The following is a 16,023-nucleotide window of genomic DNA, read 5'->3' as shown; positions in this document are numbered from 1 at the left end:
AATTGCCTCCCGGCTCTCAGCGCCCCCGGTTATGACCCAACTCAGGCGGGGTTGAGCTGTCGGGAGCAGCGAAAGAGAGCGATCGTCGGGAACGAATCGCGAACGACCCCGACTGTTTGGGTGATAACCGGTGGGTTTACCGCTTTAGCGGCGATGAGCTTGCCGGGCGCCGGGGGTTGTCAGGGGGCATGGCGAAATGCCACCTGACACGTTCACCGGTTCGATGGCTACATGTAGATATAGATTTGTGGTGAACGGAACCTTAGCAGCACTCTCATAGTATTGATTTGAAACTAAGAGAGAATGACTACTACTTATCTAAAAACCGTAACTTCCAGCCCTGAAGCGTTCTCGGCAGCGGGCCTGTTTCGTTCCCTTTGGAGCGGTAAAACTTCGCTTCCTGAATGCCATTTTTCCCCGGAGAGGTGCGGGCCGCCCACATTTTTCCGTCAGATGTATACATCACAATTGCGGTATGGCGGTTTGCTTCGCCGCGGACCCACATCGAAATCACCTTCGCACCAATGTTGTCGATATCGTCCTGGTAGATGTACACATTCGCGGCATCAACGAAGTTTTGGTAGTCATCTCCCACCATCGCCCTGAAGCGAGTATCTGTCGCGGCATCCGGAAAGACGCCAATAGACAACAGCGTGGCTTTAGGCCGTGGATCCGTTTGGCTTTTGACATAGCGTCCGTCAATAAATACCCCCTTCGGCATCGACAGCTTACAGCCCCAGTCTGCGTTACTGTGTACCTGGATTGAGCCATCCTGGCGCGGGATAAAGAGCAGCTTGCAATTGCTGGTGTCCTTCACTTTCTCCACAATCGCCATGCCGTAGATCTTTCTGGCTTCTGCGGTGAAATCATCATGATTTGCGCCCGCCCAGGCCCTGATGTCGACGGTCAACGACCATTCCGCGTTACGGCTAAGGGTTATATTTCCGCCGCTACGGTTAGCAGCCGTAGTATTCCACCAGTTTCCCTGCCAGTCGAAATCCTCTTGCACGCCAGAAATTCGGCTAATTCCTTCATAATAGGCGCGCTCAATGCAGCCGTCAGATGTGCAGCTTTCAAGCGATTTATCCCACTCCAGATAGTCTTTATGAACCTGAGCCGCATTGTTTTTCACCAGCATGGAGTGGTAAATCATGTCCATGGTACTGTCCAGCCAGTGCAAGGTGTCATTATTGCAGATGGTATTGTCTAATGGCGTAGCAGCGCGCTGGCAATCAACGGCCATCGCATTACCGGCATAGAAACCCGCCATAAATAATAAGGTAGAAAGGATGCGCTTGAGCATAGGTACAAGAAAATTCCCAATCCGAAGTCGCCATTCTGACCAGAACATATTCAACTTGCAATATCAAACTGAAGGCATGGTTAATTGAAATTAAAATGAAAATAATGCGTTAATAAAACATCACTTATTATGATGAAATTAATGGCACATTGACAAATAAGAAACAATGAATATTGCCGTCAGGCGGATTCGCGCGGAACCAGCTCTCCAGAAATAATAATTCTCTGGGCGGGTAATTCTGGCTGTTTGATTTTGCGGACAATCAGAGAGGCGGCCTGTCGCCCGGTCTCTTCGCTGGATGCGGAGACATAGGTAAAGCTCGGCGAGGTAAGATTAATGTACATCATATCTTCGAAACCGATCAGAGAGACCTGCTGCGTTAAGAAGACGTCTTTCCCGACCGTTCTACCAACCTGCTGAATACCGGTGATGGCGCCGATAATGGCCGCCGGGGAATGGCACAGCATGGCGGTGATTTGGTTGCTTTTTTCCAGCATCAGGCGTGTGGCAAACGCCGAAGCCGAGGTATCGTCCGCGCATTCTGGCGCCCACTCTTCCCTGAACGGCAGGCCATACTGCTGCAGGGCGCTGCGGTAACCTGACAAACGCTCGGCGCGGATCAGGCAGCTTTTCGTGCCGCCCAGCCAGGCGATATTACGGTGGCCGCGCTCAATGAGAAATCGAGTGGCCTGGTTACCGGCCTGGCGATTATCCCGCCCAATAACGTCGCGCGTGCTGGTGATGGTTGATTCAGAGATGACTACCGTGGGCAGCGGGCAGTCGGTAATCGCCTGAGGTAGCTCAGCGGAATGACAGTCGGCGGCCAGATAAATCACCCCGGCGACGCCCTGCTGGTTAAACGACGTCAGGCAGTTACGTAGCTGCTGTTCGTCATCACGCGGCTGGCCGAGAAACACCATATAACCTTGTTTCTCAAGCTGCTGAACGACGCTTGCGGTGACGTTGACCGAAAAGGAATCGTTAAAATCGCGGATGATCAGGCCAATCAGGTTGGACGTGCTGGAACGCAGGTTAGCGGCGGCAACGTTATGCACGTAACCTAATGTTTTGATGGCGGCGTTGACCTTATCAATGGTCGCCTCGGAGATCTTGCCCTTCTGACGCAGCACCAGCGAAACCGTCGAGACCGATACGCCTGCCAGCTCCGCGACATCAATGATGTTGACCTTTTTCATTCCACCCCTGCAACCGTACATCCATAAATTTCAGCCCCCTGAAACATACAGGAGGCCGAAAGGTATTACATTATTTACCGATCATCGTCGACATTGTCTGCGCAATAAATTGCGCTCTGGCACCAAATATCACCTGAATACCCGAATCGCCGACAAACACTACGCCGCGTGCGCCCAGACTGTTCAGGCCATCTTTATCAACCTTTGAACTGTCGTCCACTTCGAGGCGCAAACGGGTGATGCAGGAACCCACGGAGTTGATGTTTGGCGCCCCGCCCAGCAGGCCGATGATATCGCCAGCCAGTTCGGTATCGGTTTTATCCCCGGCGTTAGCGGTCACTTCGGTACGGCCCGGCGTTTTCACGTCGAAGCGGCGAATCACGAAGCGGAAGGTGAAGTAGTAGATAAGCGCCATAGGCACGCCGACCACAACCGCCATCAGGAAGTTAGTCTGATAGCCGTTAAAGGACGGCAGGATACCAAAGGAGATGTAGTCGATCATCCCGGCGGAGAACGATTTGGCAATATGGGCATGCAGCAGATACATACACATATACGACAGGCCGGCCATCACCGCGTTGAACACGTACAGGATCGGGGCGACGAAGATAAAGGTGAACTCTACCGGCTCCGTTATCCCTGTCAGGAAGCAAGTCAGCGCCGCGGAGAACAGAATACCGGAGGCAATTTTCTTATTCCTGGTGTTGGCTTCATGGTACATCGCCAGACAGGCCGCAGGCAGCGCGAACAGCATCAGCGGGAACTCGCCCTGCATGAATTTACCGGCATCGTGATAGCTGTCGCTGCTGAAGGACTTCACGCCCTCTTCCAGCATTTTGAACCAAATCGTCTGGTCGCCGTGAATAACCTGCCCCGTGTGGGTGGTGTATTCCCCGAATGAGTACCAGAAAGAGGGATACCAGATATGGTGCAGGCCCAGCGGGATAAGCGCGCGTTCAACAAGGCCAAAGATGAAGGTCGACGCGGCCTGATTGTCACCGTTCACCACTACCGACAGGGCATCAATGCCGGACTGAATGTATGACCAGACCCACGGCAGCGCCATCCCCAGCAGAAAGGAGAGAAACGCCGTGGCGATAGCGACAAAGCGTTTGCCGGAGAAGAAGCCCAGAAACTCCGGCAGCTGCATGGTGTGGAACTTGTTGTAGCACCACGCCGCGAGGATCCCGGAGATTAGCCCGCCGAAAACGCCCATTTGCAGCGTTGGAATGCCCACTACCATGGCATATTTACCGCCCGCAGAGGCCATTTCCGGCGTAATGTGCATCACGGTGCCAATGGTGATGTTAATGATAAACACCGACACCGCCGCAGACAGTGCGGCAATACCTGACTCAGCGGCCAGGCCAACGGCAGAACCGATGGCGAACAGCATGGGCAGGTTGTCAAAAATGACCCCGCCCGCGTTCATCATCAGCGGTAAGTGAAACTTATCGCCGAACGCCAGCAGTAAACCTGCGGCGGGCAGCAGAGAGATAGGCAGCATTAAGGCGCGGCCAATCATGGAAAGCTTTGATAACGATTTAACAACACTGGACAACAGACTCATGGACGTTTCCCCCGGTGCAGACGCAGTAACCGCGTTTTGTCTATTTACGCGTTTTTATGGTAGGTAGAACGTTCTAGTAGAACGTTCTACCTAGAGTGCCGAAACGGTTTTTACCCCGCAACTGAAATCTGCGCTGTTGCCATATTGTTATCGAATATTTGAAGTGACGCAGGTTTTTAAGCCTGGGATTGATGGGGTTTTGTGCCAGAGAAATGAAGGCTTTTTCAACGCTCCCGCCGGGGTGACAGGGAGAGTTGATTCCGGCCCTTTCCGCTCAGGGCAGGGCCGGTCGAGCTTAAGGCTGAACGGTAATGCTCAGGCTTTCGAAGGTTACGGTCTGGCCCGCAACGATTTTGCAGCGCTTGCGGGTTTCAACTTCACCGTCCACCTTCACGAGGCCTTCGGCAATCACCGCCTTTGCCTGGGCGCCGCTTTCGCACCAGCCTTCCAGCTTGAGCAAGTCGCACAGTTCAACGTGGGGGTGTTTACCTAATGAGAAGGTCGCCATTATTACTCTCCATCGACATCATGATATTCCTCGCAGGCCTGCAAGGTATTCTGAATTAGGGTGGCCACGGTCATTGGGCCAACGCCACCCGGAACCGGCGTAATATACGAGGCTTTAGCGGCGGCTTCATCATAAATTACGTCGCCGACCACTTTCCCGCTTTCCAGGCGGTTAATGCCGACGTCCACCACGATAGCGCCTTCTTTAATCCACTCGCCCGGAATAAAGCCCGGTTTGCCCACCGCCACAATCACCAGGTCGGCGTTCTCGACGTGCTGACGCAGGTTTTTAGTAAAGCGATGCGTTACGGTGGTGGTACACCCGGCCAGCAGCAGCTCCATACTCATCGGGCGGCCCACGATGTTGGACGCACCAATGATCACCGCGTTCAGGCCGTAGGTGTCGATGTTGTAACGTTCAAGCAGCGTAACGATGCCGCGTGGCGTGCATGGACGCAGGCGCGGCGCACGCTGGCACAGGCGGCCAATGTTATACGGATGGAAACCGTCTACGTCTTTATCCGGGTCGATACGTTCGAGAACTTTGACGTTATCAATCCCGGCAGGCAGAGGCAGCTGCACCAGAATACCGTCAATTTCAGCGTCGGCATTCAGGTCATCAATCAGCCCTAACAGCTCCGCTTCGCTGGTGGTTTCTGGCAAATCGTAAGAGCGGGAAACGAACCCAACCTCTTCGCAGGCTTTGCGTTTGTTCGCAACATAAATCTGGGATGCAGGGTTCGCTCCCACCAATACAACGGCCAGACCAGGGGCACGTTTTCCTGCGGCAGTTCGGGCTCTTACTTTTTCAGCAACTTCAAGCCGTACCTGCTGCGCAATCGTTTTACCGTCAATAATCTTTGCTGCCATCAGAGAGAGAATTCCATCTGTAAACTTAAAGGAAGGGGTTACTGCTATTTTGTCAGATGCGCGCCTCGCTGTCAGGCACTGATGTGGGTTTATGCTCAATTGTCGCGCAGGTGGTTGAAAAGCCATTGACTCAAGAGGTGCTGACCGTATAATCCACCCCGCATCAAGCCGTAATGCACATCGACATTACTCAGTGCGCCCTTAGCTCAGCTGGATAGAGCAACGGCCTTCTAAGCCGTAGGTCACAGGTTCGAACCCTGTAGGGCGTACCATTTCGAAGTGAACAGACATCAACCGATGTCTTTTTTTATGCCTGAAATTCAGATTTCAGCGCATCGAAACTCTCTCAGCGTCTATCTTCATCAAGCAATATCTGTTGGCATATCTGATGGTATATTCCCGTGGTACGGGCCCGATATATTAGCCAGAGACATCGCCTGCCATACTCCGGAATATGGCAGGCTAGCCTATAAAAAGAAGGAAAGTTGCCTTTGGCCTGAGATAATTGTTCTATCTCATAGAAATCAGGCAACTTTCAAATTTTACGTGCGATAGATTAAATACCTCGGTGACGAATATAATCTACCACTCTGAGTATTAATTTATACACAAGACGCTATCCTGTCGTTTAGCGCATCACTAATTCTTTCCACCATTGGCGCAATACTATCTTTGGTTCTCATAGCGCGCGCTATATCTATATTAAAGGTGTCAGTGATTGTGCTGGCTTTTCCGCCGAGCAGGCAGACCCTATCAGAAAGCAATACTGCTTCTTCAACGCTGTGTGTCACGAGTAACATCGAGCGAGTCTTGATAATACGATTCTCCCACAGTTCAATAAGATCCTGTCGTAGCTTGTTACCAGTAAAAATATCCAGGGCCGAGAATGGTTCATCCATCAGTAAAAGTTCTGGTTCTACGGCTAGCGCACGCGCGAATCCGACACGCTGCCGCATCCCTCCTGACAGTTCTCTTGGATAAGCTTTCTCGTACCCAGAAAGCCCTATCAGGTCAAGCATGTCCATTGTCCTTTTCCCCACTTCATCAGTCGATAATCCCTGAGCCTGAAGCCCAAATGCCACGCTATCGAAAACGTTTAGCCACGGGAAGAGCGCAAACGACTGAAACACCATGCTGGTATGTTTGCCGGGCCCATTAATGGGTAAATCGCAGCAAACAATAGAGCCTGCATCTGGCTCTACTAGTCCGGCAACCATTCTTAAGAGCGTTGACTTCCCTGAACCGGAACGCCCCAGTAAAGCTACGATTTCATTCTCTTTAATCTCCAGATTAATATTATCGAGCACGGTTGATTTTTGCTTACGACCTTTATTAAATGATTTTGAGACGTTCTTAATCTCTAATACTACTGATGATTGCTTCATAATAATCCCTTACATCTTTAATTTGTTAATAATTAATCGAATTTGAAACGCGTCTCTGCAAAACGGTACATAGGCTGCCAGACAAAAATAATGCACAGCAGAACCATGAAGCACATAGCCAGGCAGCCCAGGGCTTCCTGCGGGTTTTGGCCCGCATCACTGGCAAGAGAAATAAAGGCTCCGAGTCCGTGCGTCTGTAAGGTAATTTTTCCCCAGCTCAGCACTTCCGCAGCGATAGCGGTATTCCAGGCTCCCCCGGCCGCAGAAATGACGCCGGTCACGATGTAAGGAAACACTGCGGGGAGTGTGAATCGCGTCCACCAGAGTAAGCCACGGAGATGAAAGACCCGGCTTGCTTCCACGAGTTGACTTGGGATCATGGAGGTTCCGGCAATGACGTTAAACAGCACGTACCATTGCGTGCCCAACATAATCATTGGAATTGTCCAGGTGCCCAAATTCTGATGCCAGGCAACAATCATAAAGGCTATCAATGGATAAAAGACGTTAGCGGGCACCGCGGCCAGCACCTGAATAATCGGCTGGAAAAAGCGCACAAGGTTTGGCCGCAGGCCAATCCATACGCCCAGAGGCGTAAAGATAATAACGCTTAACACCATTGCGCCGATGACTCGAGCGGCGGTTAGCCCCATTAAGCCAGGAAGTGAAGCCAGGTACTCCTTAGGAATAAACAGCCACAGCTGATGCCCGTAATAAATGCAGCCGACCACGATAGCCAGATACCAAAGGCTGGACCATAGCCAATTCATTTGTGCAAGGAAACCAAAAAGCCGGTTTAGCTTTAGTCCATACCACGCTTTAGGCAGAACAAATAACCAGAATATGGACAATTGTTTACATGCGCGCCCTAAGCCCAGCCCGATATGTGATTGACTAAGGCATTGATAGAACCATGAGCCTGGTACTTTTCTGTCACTAACATCCTCGTATTTGAACTGATGCGCATAGCGAACCAGCGGGCGGAATAGCAGCTGATCGAAGATGATAATATTGATAATAAGGGCTAAAACTCCCAGGGTGACGCCGTGGAGGCTGCCATTCTGTAAAGCGATACCGATATACGACCCTACTCCGGGCAAATTAGTGCTACCATCCCCTACGGTAAGCATCTCTGAGGCAACCAGCGCAAACCAGGCCGCGGACTGAGAGACCATCGTATTCCACAGCAAACCCGGGAACGAATAGATGAATCCCAGGCGCCAGAATTTTTGCCACGGATTATAACCAAAAGCCTCAGTGGCTTCGGATAGCTCATCAGGTACGACTTTTAGCGTCTGGTATAACGTCAGCATCATATTCCAGGCTTGTGCAGTAAAGACGGCGAAAATCGCCAGCCCTTCAAGCCCCATCACGCTGTGAGGATAAAGTCCGAGGAAAAAACCCGTCGTAAATGTCAGAAAACCAACTAAAGGAACTGACTCCATAAAATTCACGAAAGGCAAAATAACTCGCCTCATAGGAGCATATTTTGCGGCTAATACAGCAAACACTATCGAAAAGAGCATTGAATAAAAAAGCCCTATAAGCAATCGCATAGTTGTACGCAATGTATAATAGGGGAGCAAATGATAATCCAGATTAACATCTGGTAAAGAGTACCCGTTAAAAGGGGTGTGCATTCCCTGCCAACCATAAATGAACAAAATAATGCAGGCTGCTATAATAAAGCCAACAATCAAATCGTTCACAACAGAAGTCTTCTTGCTTATGTGTTTTGTTAAAACATGCATAATAGGAAACTCCACTTATTAGCGCGCATGCATGAGGTTACCCTCGTTGAGTACGAGCCAATAAGATAATATTAGATTTAATAAATCCTAAAAAGCCTTAGCAACTAAAAATCAGTGGTCAGAAATACTCTCGCCGCTAAAGCTGATTACGAGTTATGGTAATAGTGTGTTGATGTTATCCTCAACGGCACTTTGTCTTTTTTGTTTCAGTTTCAGTTTGAGCTGGCTGAAAAATTCTTTCCATGCAGCAAGTTTTTTATAGAAGGGTCTTTGAAATGTGGGAGATATCGGCCGAGCAGTGTCTGCCAACATTGAAAAAATGATAGTGCTTTTAGCATCGATATAAAACATGTAGCGCTTTGTAAGTAGCGACATACTACACCTCAAACTGAGTGCATATAATGAATAACCAATCATCGGCAGTTTCATGGCAACTGCACTGACCGTCTCCATTGAATACACTGAGTTACAATGTAGATAGTCAGCCCATATGTTCCTCTCTCGATGGAGGTTCATCAGAAATATTACAAGTCATAGATCTTCTCCTGTTGATTTTTACTGAAAATGTGCGGGCTATTACTTGATTATTCACTAGCCGACTCTTTATCTCTTCCAGAGCATTACCCGGCTGGCAGCTCCTTTTTGAAGGACAGCTTATTATAGCCACAACCTCTCTGTGGGAAACCCAAAAACAAGTTTCAGTTAGGAACTGTTTAGCTATGTCAAGATAATAACGAATATGTCAAAACAATAAAAATAACCGCAAGTTGTGTAATAAAGAAATTTTTAAAGTAATGCACTTCAAATGGTAAAATAAATACCTCCACGGTTACATAATATTTACTAACGGCCGCTATCTCCGGGGTCAATATGAACCATGACATTAAGTACATCAAAAACGGCCATCACCCTATTTCTGGCTTCTGTAGCGATTTCATGGCCTTCGCGGATAGAAAGATCTCCGTTGACTTCAAGGTGAACATCAATCAGAGCGTAGTCGCCCATTTTGCGTGTTTTCAAATCATGGACCCCTGCCACACCTGCCGTAGACAACAGGCAAACTCTTATTTGATGTTCTAAATCAGCGTCAACAGAACGATCCATTAAATCCTGAAGAGCGTCTGAGGAAAAGTGGTAGCCCATCCGGGTAATAAAGAGGCCGACAATCAAAGCAGCAATCGAATCCATCATATGATATCCCAGCATATTCCCGATAATCCCAATCGCCACAATGACTGAAGAGGCCGCATCGGATCGAGCATGCCAGGCATTTGCAATCAGCAAAGAAGACTGGATACGTTTACCAACAAACAGCATATAGCGGAAAAGCGTCTCTTTAATCACCAGCGCGATGATAGCTACCCATATCGCTAAAGGTTTTATCTCCTGAGGCAAGCTGTTATGAAGAAGATTTCCCCCAGCTGACCAGGCCATCCCCAAACCAACTAAAAGAAGAATCGCCCCGATAATGAGCTTTCCGCCGTTTTCAAAGCGCAAATGGCCGTAGTGATGGTCGTCATCACACCCCTTCTGGCCTTTCTTATTAGCAATTAAAACGACAAAATCAGAAGAGAGATCTGAAAGAGAATGAATCCCATCTGCAATGAGTCCCTGCGAACCTGATAAAACACCAGCTATAATTTGAAATATAGATAAGAAAGAATTGAGGCAAATACTGACCAGCGTGCATTTTTTTGTTTCAGACGCACGAAAATGAGACCTATTGTTATTTCCATTCATAATCTTTAATCACCACAAGGTAGCAGCCCGAATGGGCTGCCTGTAACGATTACTTGCATTCAGCGGAAAGGGTAATCAGCAACGCGTCATTAACTTTCGCATCTTCGGAGGCGAAAACAGCAATACCTTTAACCATTTTACCTGCCCTTAACGAGCCTTTAGACAAAGCTTCATCTACGGTGTCCAATGCAAATTCTTTGTGGTCCGGAGCGGTTGCTTTCAGGCACACCTTCGAGAGATCAATGTCTTTATCAGAGACGTTTGCAACCATCACTTCAAAGGTGTTGGTATAAGCACTTTTCCCACCCACGGACATAGAACCGGTGGATTTATGCGTAGCATAAACGGCAATGTTTGCAGGTGTTTCAGCTACCGCGGAAAAACAAAAACCAGCCAACGCCAGAGATGAAACAAGAGTAAGTACCTTCATCGTAAAATCCTTTCTTTAGGGTTAACATCTCAGTCACTGCGGATACCGCAGCCCAGCCTCAAGAGTAGTTCCCCTAACCTAAACCTCCCGTAAATTACCGTCGATATACTACATGCTTAGAAGGCAAAGCCTGGAATTCGCCTGATGGCGCGGTCACCATCAGGCTTTAACGCTAAGGTTTACGGAAAAACTCGTTATATAACATATATAAATGTGCCGCACTCCAGGAGAAGTTTGGTGCTCCCTGCTGGGCGCCAGTCAGCGGATTATAGTTTTCCTGAATTGGGCCATCGGAGGTTAAGCCTTTGGCGTGTTTAAAGAATGCATCCGCCAGTTTAAGCGCCTCTTCGCGATGGCCGTAACGCGCCATGCCTTTCAGGCCAAACCACAGCTGATCGACCCAGACACGCCCGCGCCAGTAAATATCCGGGCCAAACGCCGGGTTGGTTAACGCCGCCGTACCGAGTGGCACAAAGGTGTTGAACTCCTTTTTATCCAGCATCACTGAGATAACGCCGTCAGCATGCTGCTGCGTTGCTGCACCGTTAAACAGCGGTGACCAGCCTTCCGGTCCTTTACCTCGTTCAACAATCGGCTTACCGGCACAGCCGTTCGCCAGTGGTTGAGCTTCAATACGGATGTCGTAATAGAATTTCGTCTGCGGGTCGAACATGCAGGTATTAATATAATCCGCGAGTTTCTGTGCCAGCGCCTGATAGCGCCTGGCGTCTTCCGGCTTGCCTAAAATACCCGCCATCTCCGCCAGATAATGGTTATCGCTGTACATGTAGCTGGCCTGGTCGACCGACTCCTGCAGCAGCGAGTAACCGAGCAAATTGCCCTGCCGATCGCGGTTTTCAGCAAATTTCACCGTCCAGTCGCCGCGCTTACCGCCGTTCGCGACGTAATTATCCAGCTGATCTTTATCGATAAAGCCAAATACCGCCGCATCATCGCGCCCGGACTCCCACGACGCCGCAGTTTGGGCCGGGATTTCAAGGCTGTCGTAATCGCCTTTCGCCGTCACGCTTTCATAAGCCTTCAGGCCGGAAAGCATCTCCTGCTGCGTCCCTTTTTTCAGGGTAAACAGCATCGCACCGCCGGCAGTATTGTGCGCTTTATCGCGCGTGGCACCGTATTCCGGCACGCCATTGCCGTTATGGTCGCGGTTGCGCAACCACCAGTCGTGATAGGCCACCAGCTTCGGATACATCTCCTGGAGCCAGGCTTTGTCCTGGGTGACATTGTACACCTCCATCACCGCCCAGGCGGCCAGGCTCGGCTTGGTGTTACGTTCGTTCCAGTTACTGCCGTCACCGCCGCGCTCCGGGCTGAGGTTCCAGGCAATCAAGTCTGGGACGAACCCGGCGTCCTGCGGGCGAACCTTATCACCAGGCTTAATTTGCCAGGAGAACACGGCGCGGATGTTCTCTTTGGCTATTTCCGGGTTGAAATGCGCCATCGCGTAAGCCTGTTTCCAGGTATCCCACGGCCAGGTCTGGTTACCCGAGAACCAGCGCCCGGTGACCGATGGCGTAACGGTGTTGTGCTGCACCGCCCCGCCCGGCGCACGCCAGTTACCGTTCAGCGTTTCAATGGCTTTTACCGCCACGCGAGTTTGTTCTGCGGTGGCATCCGGATTAGTCAGCCCTTTTTGCAGATATCCTTCCCAGCGCTGTTCGGAAGCTTTCAGGTAAGAGGCCGGACGCGCCAGAATATCTCGAATCTGCGTTTTCTCATGCTGTACCTGTTCGGCGGTCAGCAGGTGTGAATAGGTGGTGTACAGCGTGGTGGAGCCGTTAATTTGCGCGGTGCTGGTAAAACGGTGGCCATCAATTTCAGTGTTCGTCGTCATCGAACGGTGAATCTGGTACTGCGATTCACCGGAGGTCATCAGCGCGGAGTCGGCGCGCACCTTGCCAAAAGTCACCGTCAGGCCATCATGAGTCGCCTTCAGGCGGCGTTGATAATCAGGAAACGCCGCGTCGATGGTTTTATCCGACAGCGCTTTCCCCTCTTTGGCCTCCAGCTTTTCCAGCAGCTCTCCGTCCCACACCAGCTTCAGCGGCGTGCTGCTGGTGATTTTGGTTTCCAGCAGTGAGGTGTGCGGGCTGGCAAAACGTAGCGTCATCTCAACCTGCACGCCGGGCGCGGAGAGCTTCTGGATTAACGCGCCGGGAATGCTGTACGCCTGCATCGTGAAAGCCAGTTTTTTACCGTTCTGGTACACCGTCAGACGGTCAAAATTGGTCGACATAAAGTTGATGTACTCTTCCGTCAGCAGCGCCGGGCCGGGGAAACCGCCCATCGTTGCCGGGCCGTCAGGCAGCAAATGCCCATGCCACGCGCCGAGATCAAAGAACGGGTTAAAACGCTGATGATCGTCGTAATCAAAATCCTGCATGTACTGCGGCGCGCCGGTGCGGTTAACCACATTTTTGAAGTCGTCGGCCGTGACGGCGTGGGCGGAAAAGCTCAGCAGCAGCGCACAGGCGAGCGGCGTCAGGGTGGAAGTCATATTCATGGTTGTTATATCCCTTCTTACCAGTAGAAATATTGCATCAGGAAAATTTTGTCGCTCGGGTCGCCAGAGGCATTCTGCGTGTAAAATCGGCTATCTGCGGCGGTAGCGAAGCGGCCATTGCCGTATTCATACCAAATGCCGAACTGCACAAAAGCGGTGGTTTCATCGGCGGCGCGGTCCGGGCGATGCCTGGCATAGCTGTAGGCAGTGGAGAGATAAAAGCCTTTGAAAGCTTCATACATGGCGCTAGCCATAAAGCCCGTTTCGGTTCCGGGCGTTCCCAGCCCCTTCGCCCGCCCGGTGTGGTGCCAGGCACGCGCGCCAAAATTCGGTGATAAAAAGCCGGTCAGGAACATTTCGCCCGTGCCGTCAGTCACTTCCATCCCATTCAGCCAGGTAATATCTTTGGCGATATCGTACTGAATGTAGCCGTTGACCATCGCCGGGTAGGTGGATTTGTCGTCATAACGGTCATATTTGCCAAAGTGCAGCCAGGACTTGCTTTCGTTGTGATGTCCCGCGGGCGTGGCGGTAACGCTGTAGCGGAAACTGCCGTGCAGATTCTGCACTTTTAGCGCGTACTGAATATCACGGGTATTGGGGATCACATAGCCCAGGTCCGGGGTAAAATCCGCCCACCACTGCAGGTCATCCAGCGAGGAATCCTGCCGTACGCTGAGCATAATTTCCGTGCTGTCAGCGGTTTTATAGCCGCCGTAGAAACGGTTAATACCGCCTTCAAAACCGCCCCAGCTGTGATCGGGCACCCAGGCGTTACCCTGATTATCCGCCTGCACCGTCCAGCCTTCGCCGTAAATTAAGCCAAACCATGGCCCATGCTTAATTTCCAGGCCACCTTCAATATAGGTGCCATCACTATATTTATGTTTATCCTCGTTTTCTAAATCCATATAGCCGCCAGCGCCTGACTCGCCATAAAAACGGTATGAAGTGGTATTCAGCGTCGGTGTTTTCGTATCATCATGCTCCGCCGGGTGCAGCATCTCAGCGGCCCGAACGGGGGTGCAAAAAGCCAGAGCAACGAGCGCCCCGCAGAGGTATTTTTTATTTTTCATCATATTTAAAAAGACAATAAAGGTTGTTTTAAAATTATTTCATGCAGAATGTACGACCGGTTTTGCTTCTGCCTTTTGCTCTTCCGGCGTTAGCCCTTTGATATATTTACTGTACTTCCACCATGCGAAGCCCAGGAAAAGCACTATTCCCCCCACGTTATAAAAAACGATCGTCAAGATATTCCCACCCGTCGGGAATGTAGACGCGACAAACCCAATGGTAAAAATAACAATCAGCATAGAGACAATCGTAATACCCGTTTTCTGTGAACCCATTTTGAAATCACGCGGCAGATGATCGTATTTACGGCGAAGATTAAGGTATGCCAGCATAATGAATAACGGCGGCAACATCGAAGCAGCAGCGGTCATGTTAATAATGGTATTCATTAAATCCTGAACGGTATTAGAGCCCAGCATCGGGATAATCATCAGCGGGATAACAATCAAAAATTGAATCCACGCCGCGCGGGCAGGCACACCATTTTTATTCAGCTCGACGGTTTTTTGACCAAAAATACCGCTGGGGATTTCCGAGAAGAATATTTTGACCGGCGTCGCCGTCCACATCAGCAATGACCCGAACATGGCGGTGAAGGAAACCAGGCCAACAAAGCGATTAATTAAGATTTCCGGCAGGCCGAAATAGACCGCCATGCCATGGAACACCTGCACCGACCCGCCGGTGAATTTCAGCTCTTTACTGCTCACAAAGACGTTAATCAGCACCGACGAAATCGAATAAAGAACGCCGATAAAAATCCCCGCCAGGATTATCACTTTAACGAACGATTTCGCCCCGCCCTTCACGTCATTCACGTATACCGCAACGGATTCAGCGCCGCCGGCTGCCATGAAAATCCAGGTCGTAATACCGAGGAATGCCCAGTTAAAGTCAGGGATCATGGCCTCAACGGTAATCGGGTCTGCGGGCTGAATACCGCCCACCAGCGCGGTGCCTGAGAGCAAAATATACGACAACGTGAGCAGCAACATGAGAGATGAAGTGACGGAGGTAATCGGCCCCAGCATTTTTGCGCCATTGGTCGACACCCAGGTTGATAGCGCAAACAGCACCATGCTCAGCAGCGTGGTGGCTATCGGCGTCAGAATGTATTCATAGCCGAGGAACGCATATGAAGCATAGGCAATAACACGCGGCAATAAAGAAGTGAAAAAGAACAGGTTAACGAACCAATAGGTGTACGCGGTAATAAACGCCCAGCGCCCGCCCAATGCACTTTTCACCCAGGCGTAGACCCCGGCCTCTGAATTTTTATTCAGTGACACAAACTCAGCGATAATCAAACAGAACGGAATAAAATAGAGCAACGTAGCCAGAAAAAACATCGGGGCCGACGCTAACCCAAGTTCGATATTGTTATTGATGACGTTATTAAAACTGTAAACAGCGGCAAAGGTCAGCGACAGCAGGCCAAACTTGCCGATGGTATTACGTTTAGTATCAGACATAACACATCTCCACGCAGTTTCCTTCCGTGGGTAACCCGAAGGGTCTGCGTTGTTTGTAGGATAGAGGGCGTTAACCACTAATGTATATTTTAGTAAAAAATTTAGTAAAACAAAGAGTAAAAGTCTGGTTGCTTTAACCCGATCACGAAAATAGTGCGAGGTATGCAGCGATGAAAAGGAGGAGATGCGCCAGCCGAG

Annotated in this window: 14 protein-coding genes and 1 tRNA gene; 2 read left to right on the top strand and 13 right to left on the bottom strand. The window is 50.3% G+C overall.

Features of this window, described 5'->3' with window-relative positions:
- Nucleotides 1-207: hypothetical protein (locus ACE38U_RS20675; RefSeq protein ID WP_375530460.1), on the top strand; the 207-nt coding region annotated here is incomplete at its 5' end.
- 103 nt (nt 208-310) lie between these two features.
- Here the strand turns inward: ACE38U_RS20675 and ACE38U_RS20670 are convergent.
- The 5 genes from ACE38U_RS20670 to folD form a co-directional block, all read right to left on the bottom strand.
- Complete coding sequence (locus tag ACE38U_RS20670) at nt 311-1,303, bottom strand: lysozyme inhibitor LprI family protein (protein ID WP_038474899.1); 993 nt, start codon at nt 1,301-1,303, stop codon at nt 311-313.
- A gap of 179 nt (nt 1,304-1,482) precedes the next feature.
- Nucleotides 1,483-2,499 carry a Mal regulon transcriptional regulator MalI gene (gene malI / locus ACE38U_RS20665; RefSeq protein WP_038474901.1) on the bottom strand — a complete coding sequence of 339 codons (1,017 nt, stop codon included), beginning with the start codon at nt 2,497-2,499 and terminating at the stop codon, nt 1,483-1,485.
- Between the two features lie 70 nt (nt 2,500-2,569).
- A complete protein-coding gene (locus ACE38U_RS20660; protein ID WP_038474908.1) occupies nt 2,570-4,069 on the bottom strand; it encodes a PTS transporter subunit EIIC in 1,500 nt (499 codons plus the stop codon).
- A gap of 295 nt (nt 4,070-4,364) precedes the next feature.
- On the bottom strand, nt 4,365-4,577 hold the full coding sequence (gene ybcJ, locus ACE38U_RS20655) for a ribosome-associated protein YbcJ (RefSeq protein WP_038474910.1): 213 nt from the start codon (nt 4,575-4,577) through the stop codon (nt 4,365-4,367).
- 2 nt (nt 4,578-4,579) lie between these two features.
- Nucleotides 4,580-5,446 (bottom strand): bifunctional methylenetetrahydrofolate dehydrogenase/methenyltetrahydrofolate cyclohydrolase FolD, encoded by an 867-nt coding sequence (gene folD / locus ACE38U_RS20650; RefSeq protein ID WP_038474912.1) that lies wholly within the window; start codon nt 5,444-5,446, stop codon nt 4,580-4,582.
- 195 nt (nt 5,447-5,641) lie between these two features.
- On the opposite strand from folD, the gene ACE38U_RS20645 reads away from it, so the two are divergent.
- Nucleotides 5,642-5,718 (top strand) — tRNA-Arg (locus ACE38U_RS20645).
- Nucleotides 5,719-6,048: 330 nt separating this feature from the next.
- Here the strand turns inward: ACE38U_RS20645 and ACE38U_RS20640 are convergent.
- The 8 genes from ACE38U_RS20640 to ACE38U_RS20605 all read right to left on the bottom strand — a co-directional run bounded on the left by ACE38U_RS20640 (nt 6,049) and on the right by ACE38U_RS20605 (nt 15,825).
- Nucleotides 6,049-6,831: an ABC transporter ATP-binding protein gene (locus tag ACE38U_RS20640; RefSeq protein WP_038474915.1), complete on the bottom strand. Its 783-nt coding sequence runs from the start codon at nt 6,829-6,831 to the stop codon at nt 6,049-6,051.
- A gap of 32 nt (nt 6,832-6,863) precedes the next feature.
- Complete coding sequence (locus tag ACE38U_RS20635; protein WP_176982948.1) at nt 6,864-8,582, bottom strand: ABC transporter permease; 1,719 nt, start codon at nt 8,580-8,582, stop codon at nt 6,864-6,866.
- A gap of 153 nt (nt 8,583-8,735) precedes the next feature.
- Nucleotides 8,736-8,957, bottom strand: coding sequence for a hypothetical protein (locus tag ACE38U_RS20630; protein ID WP_375530459.1), 222 nt, complete (start codon nt 8,955-8,957; stop codon nt 8,736-8,738).
- 468 nt (nt 8,958-9,425) lie between these two features.
- A complete protein-coding gene (locus ACE38U_RS20625) occupies nt 9,426-10,322 on the bottom strand; it encodes a cation diffusion facilitator family transporter (RefSeq protein ID WP_375530458.1) in 897 nt (298 codons plus the stop codon).
- A 49-nt stretch (nt 10,323-10,371) separates the two neighbouring features.
- Complete coding sequence (locus tag ACE38U_RS20620; RefSeq protein WP_038474923.1) at nt 10,372-10,752, bottom strand: DUF4354 family protein; 381 nt, start codon at nt 10,750-10,752, stop codon at nt 10,372-10,374.
- Between the two features lie 172 nt (nt 10,753-10,924).
- Nucleotides 10,925-13,276, bottom strand: coding sequence for an alpha-glucosidase (ygjK, locus tag ACE38U_RS20615; RefSeq protein ID WP_375530457.1), 2,352 nt, complete (start codon nt 13,274-13,276; stop codon nt 10,925-10,927).
- A 17-nt stretch (nt 13,277-13,293) separates the two neighbouring features.
- Entirely contained in the window at nt 13,294-14,352 is a 1,059-nt protein-coding gene (ygjJ, locus tag ACE38U_RS20610) for a protein YgjJ (RefSeq protein WP_375530463.1), read from the bottom strand.
- Nucleotides 14,353-14,391: 39 nt separating this feature from the next.
- Nucleotides 14,392-15,825, bottom strand: a complete 1,434-nt coding sequence (locus ACE38U_RS20605; RefSeq protein WP_375530456.1) for an amino acid permease — start codon at nt 15,823-15,825, stop codon at nt 14,392-14,394.
- Between the last annotated feature and the right edge of the window lie 198 nt (nt 15,826-16,023).

Origin of the sequence: Cedecea selenatireducens (assembly GCF_042138895.1) — a bacterium.
Classification (GTDB): Bacteria; Pseudomonadota; Gammaproteobacteria; order Enterobacterales; family Enterobacteriaceae; genus Cedecea; species Cedecea selenatireducens.
The sequence above is the reverse complement of the archived record's forward strand: the minus strand, read 5'-3'. Positions and strand labels throughout refer to the sequence as shown.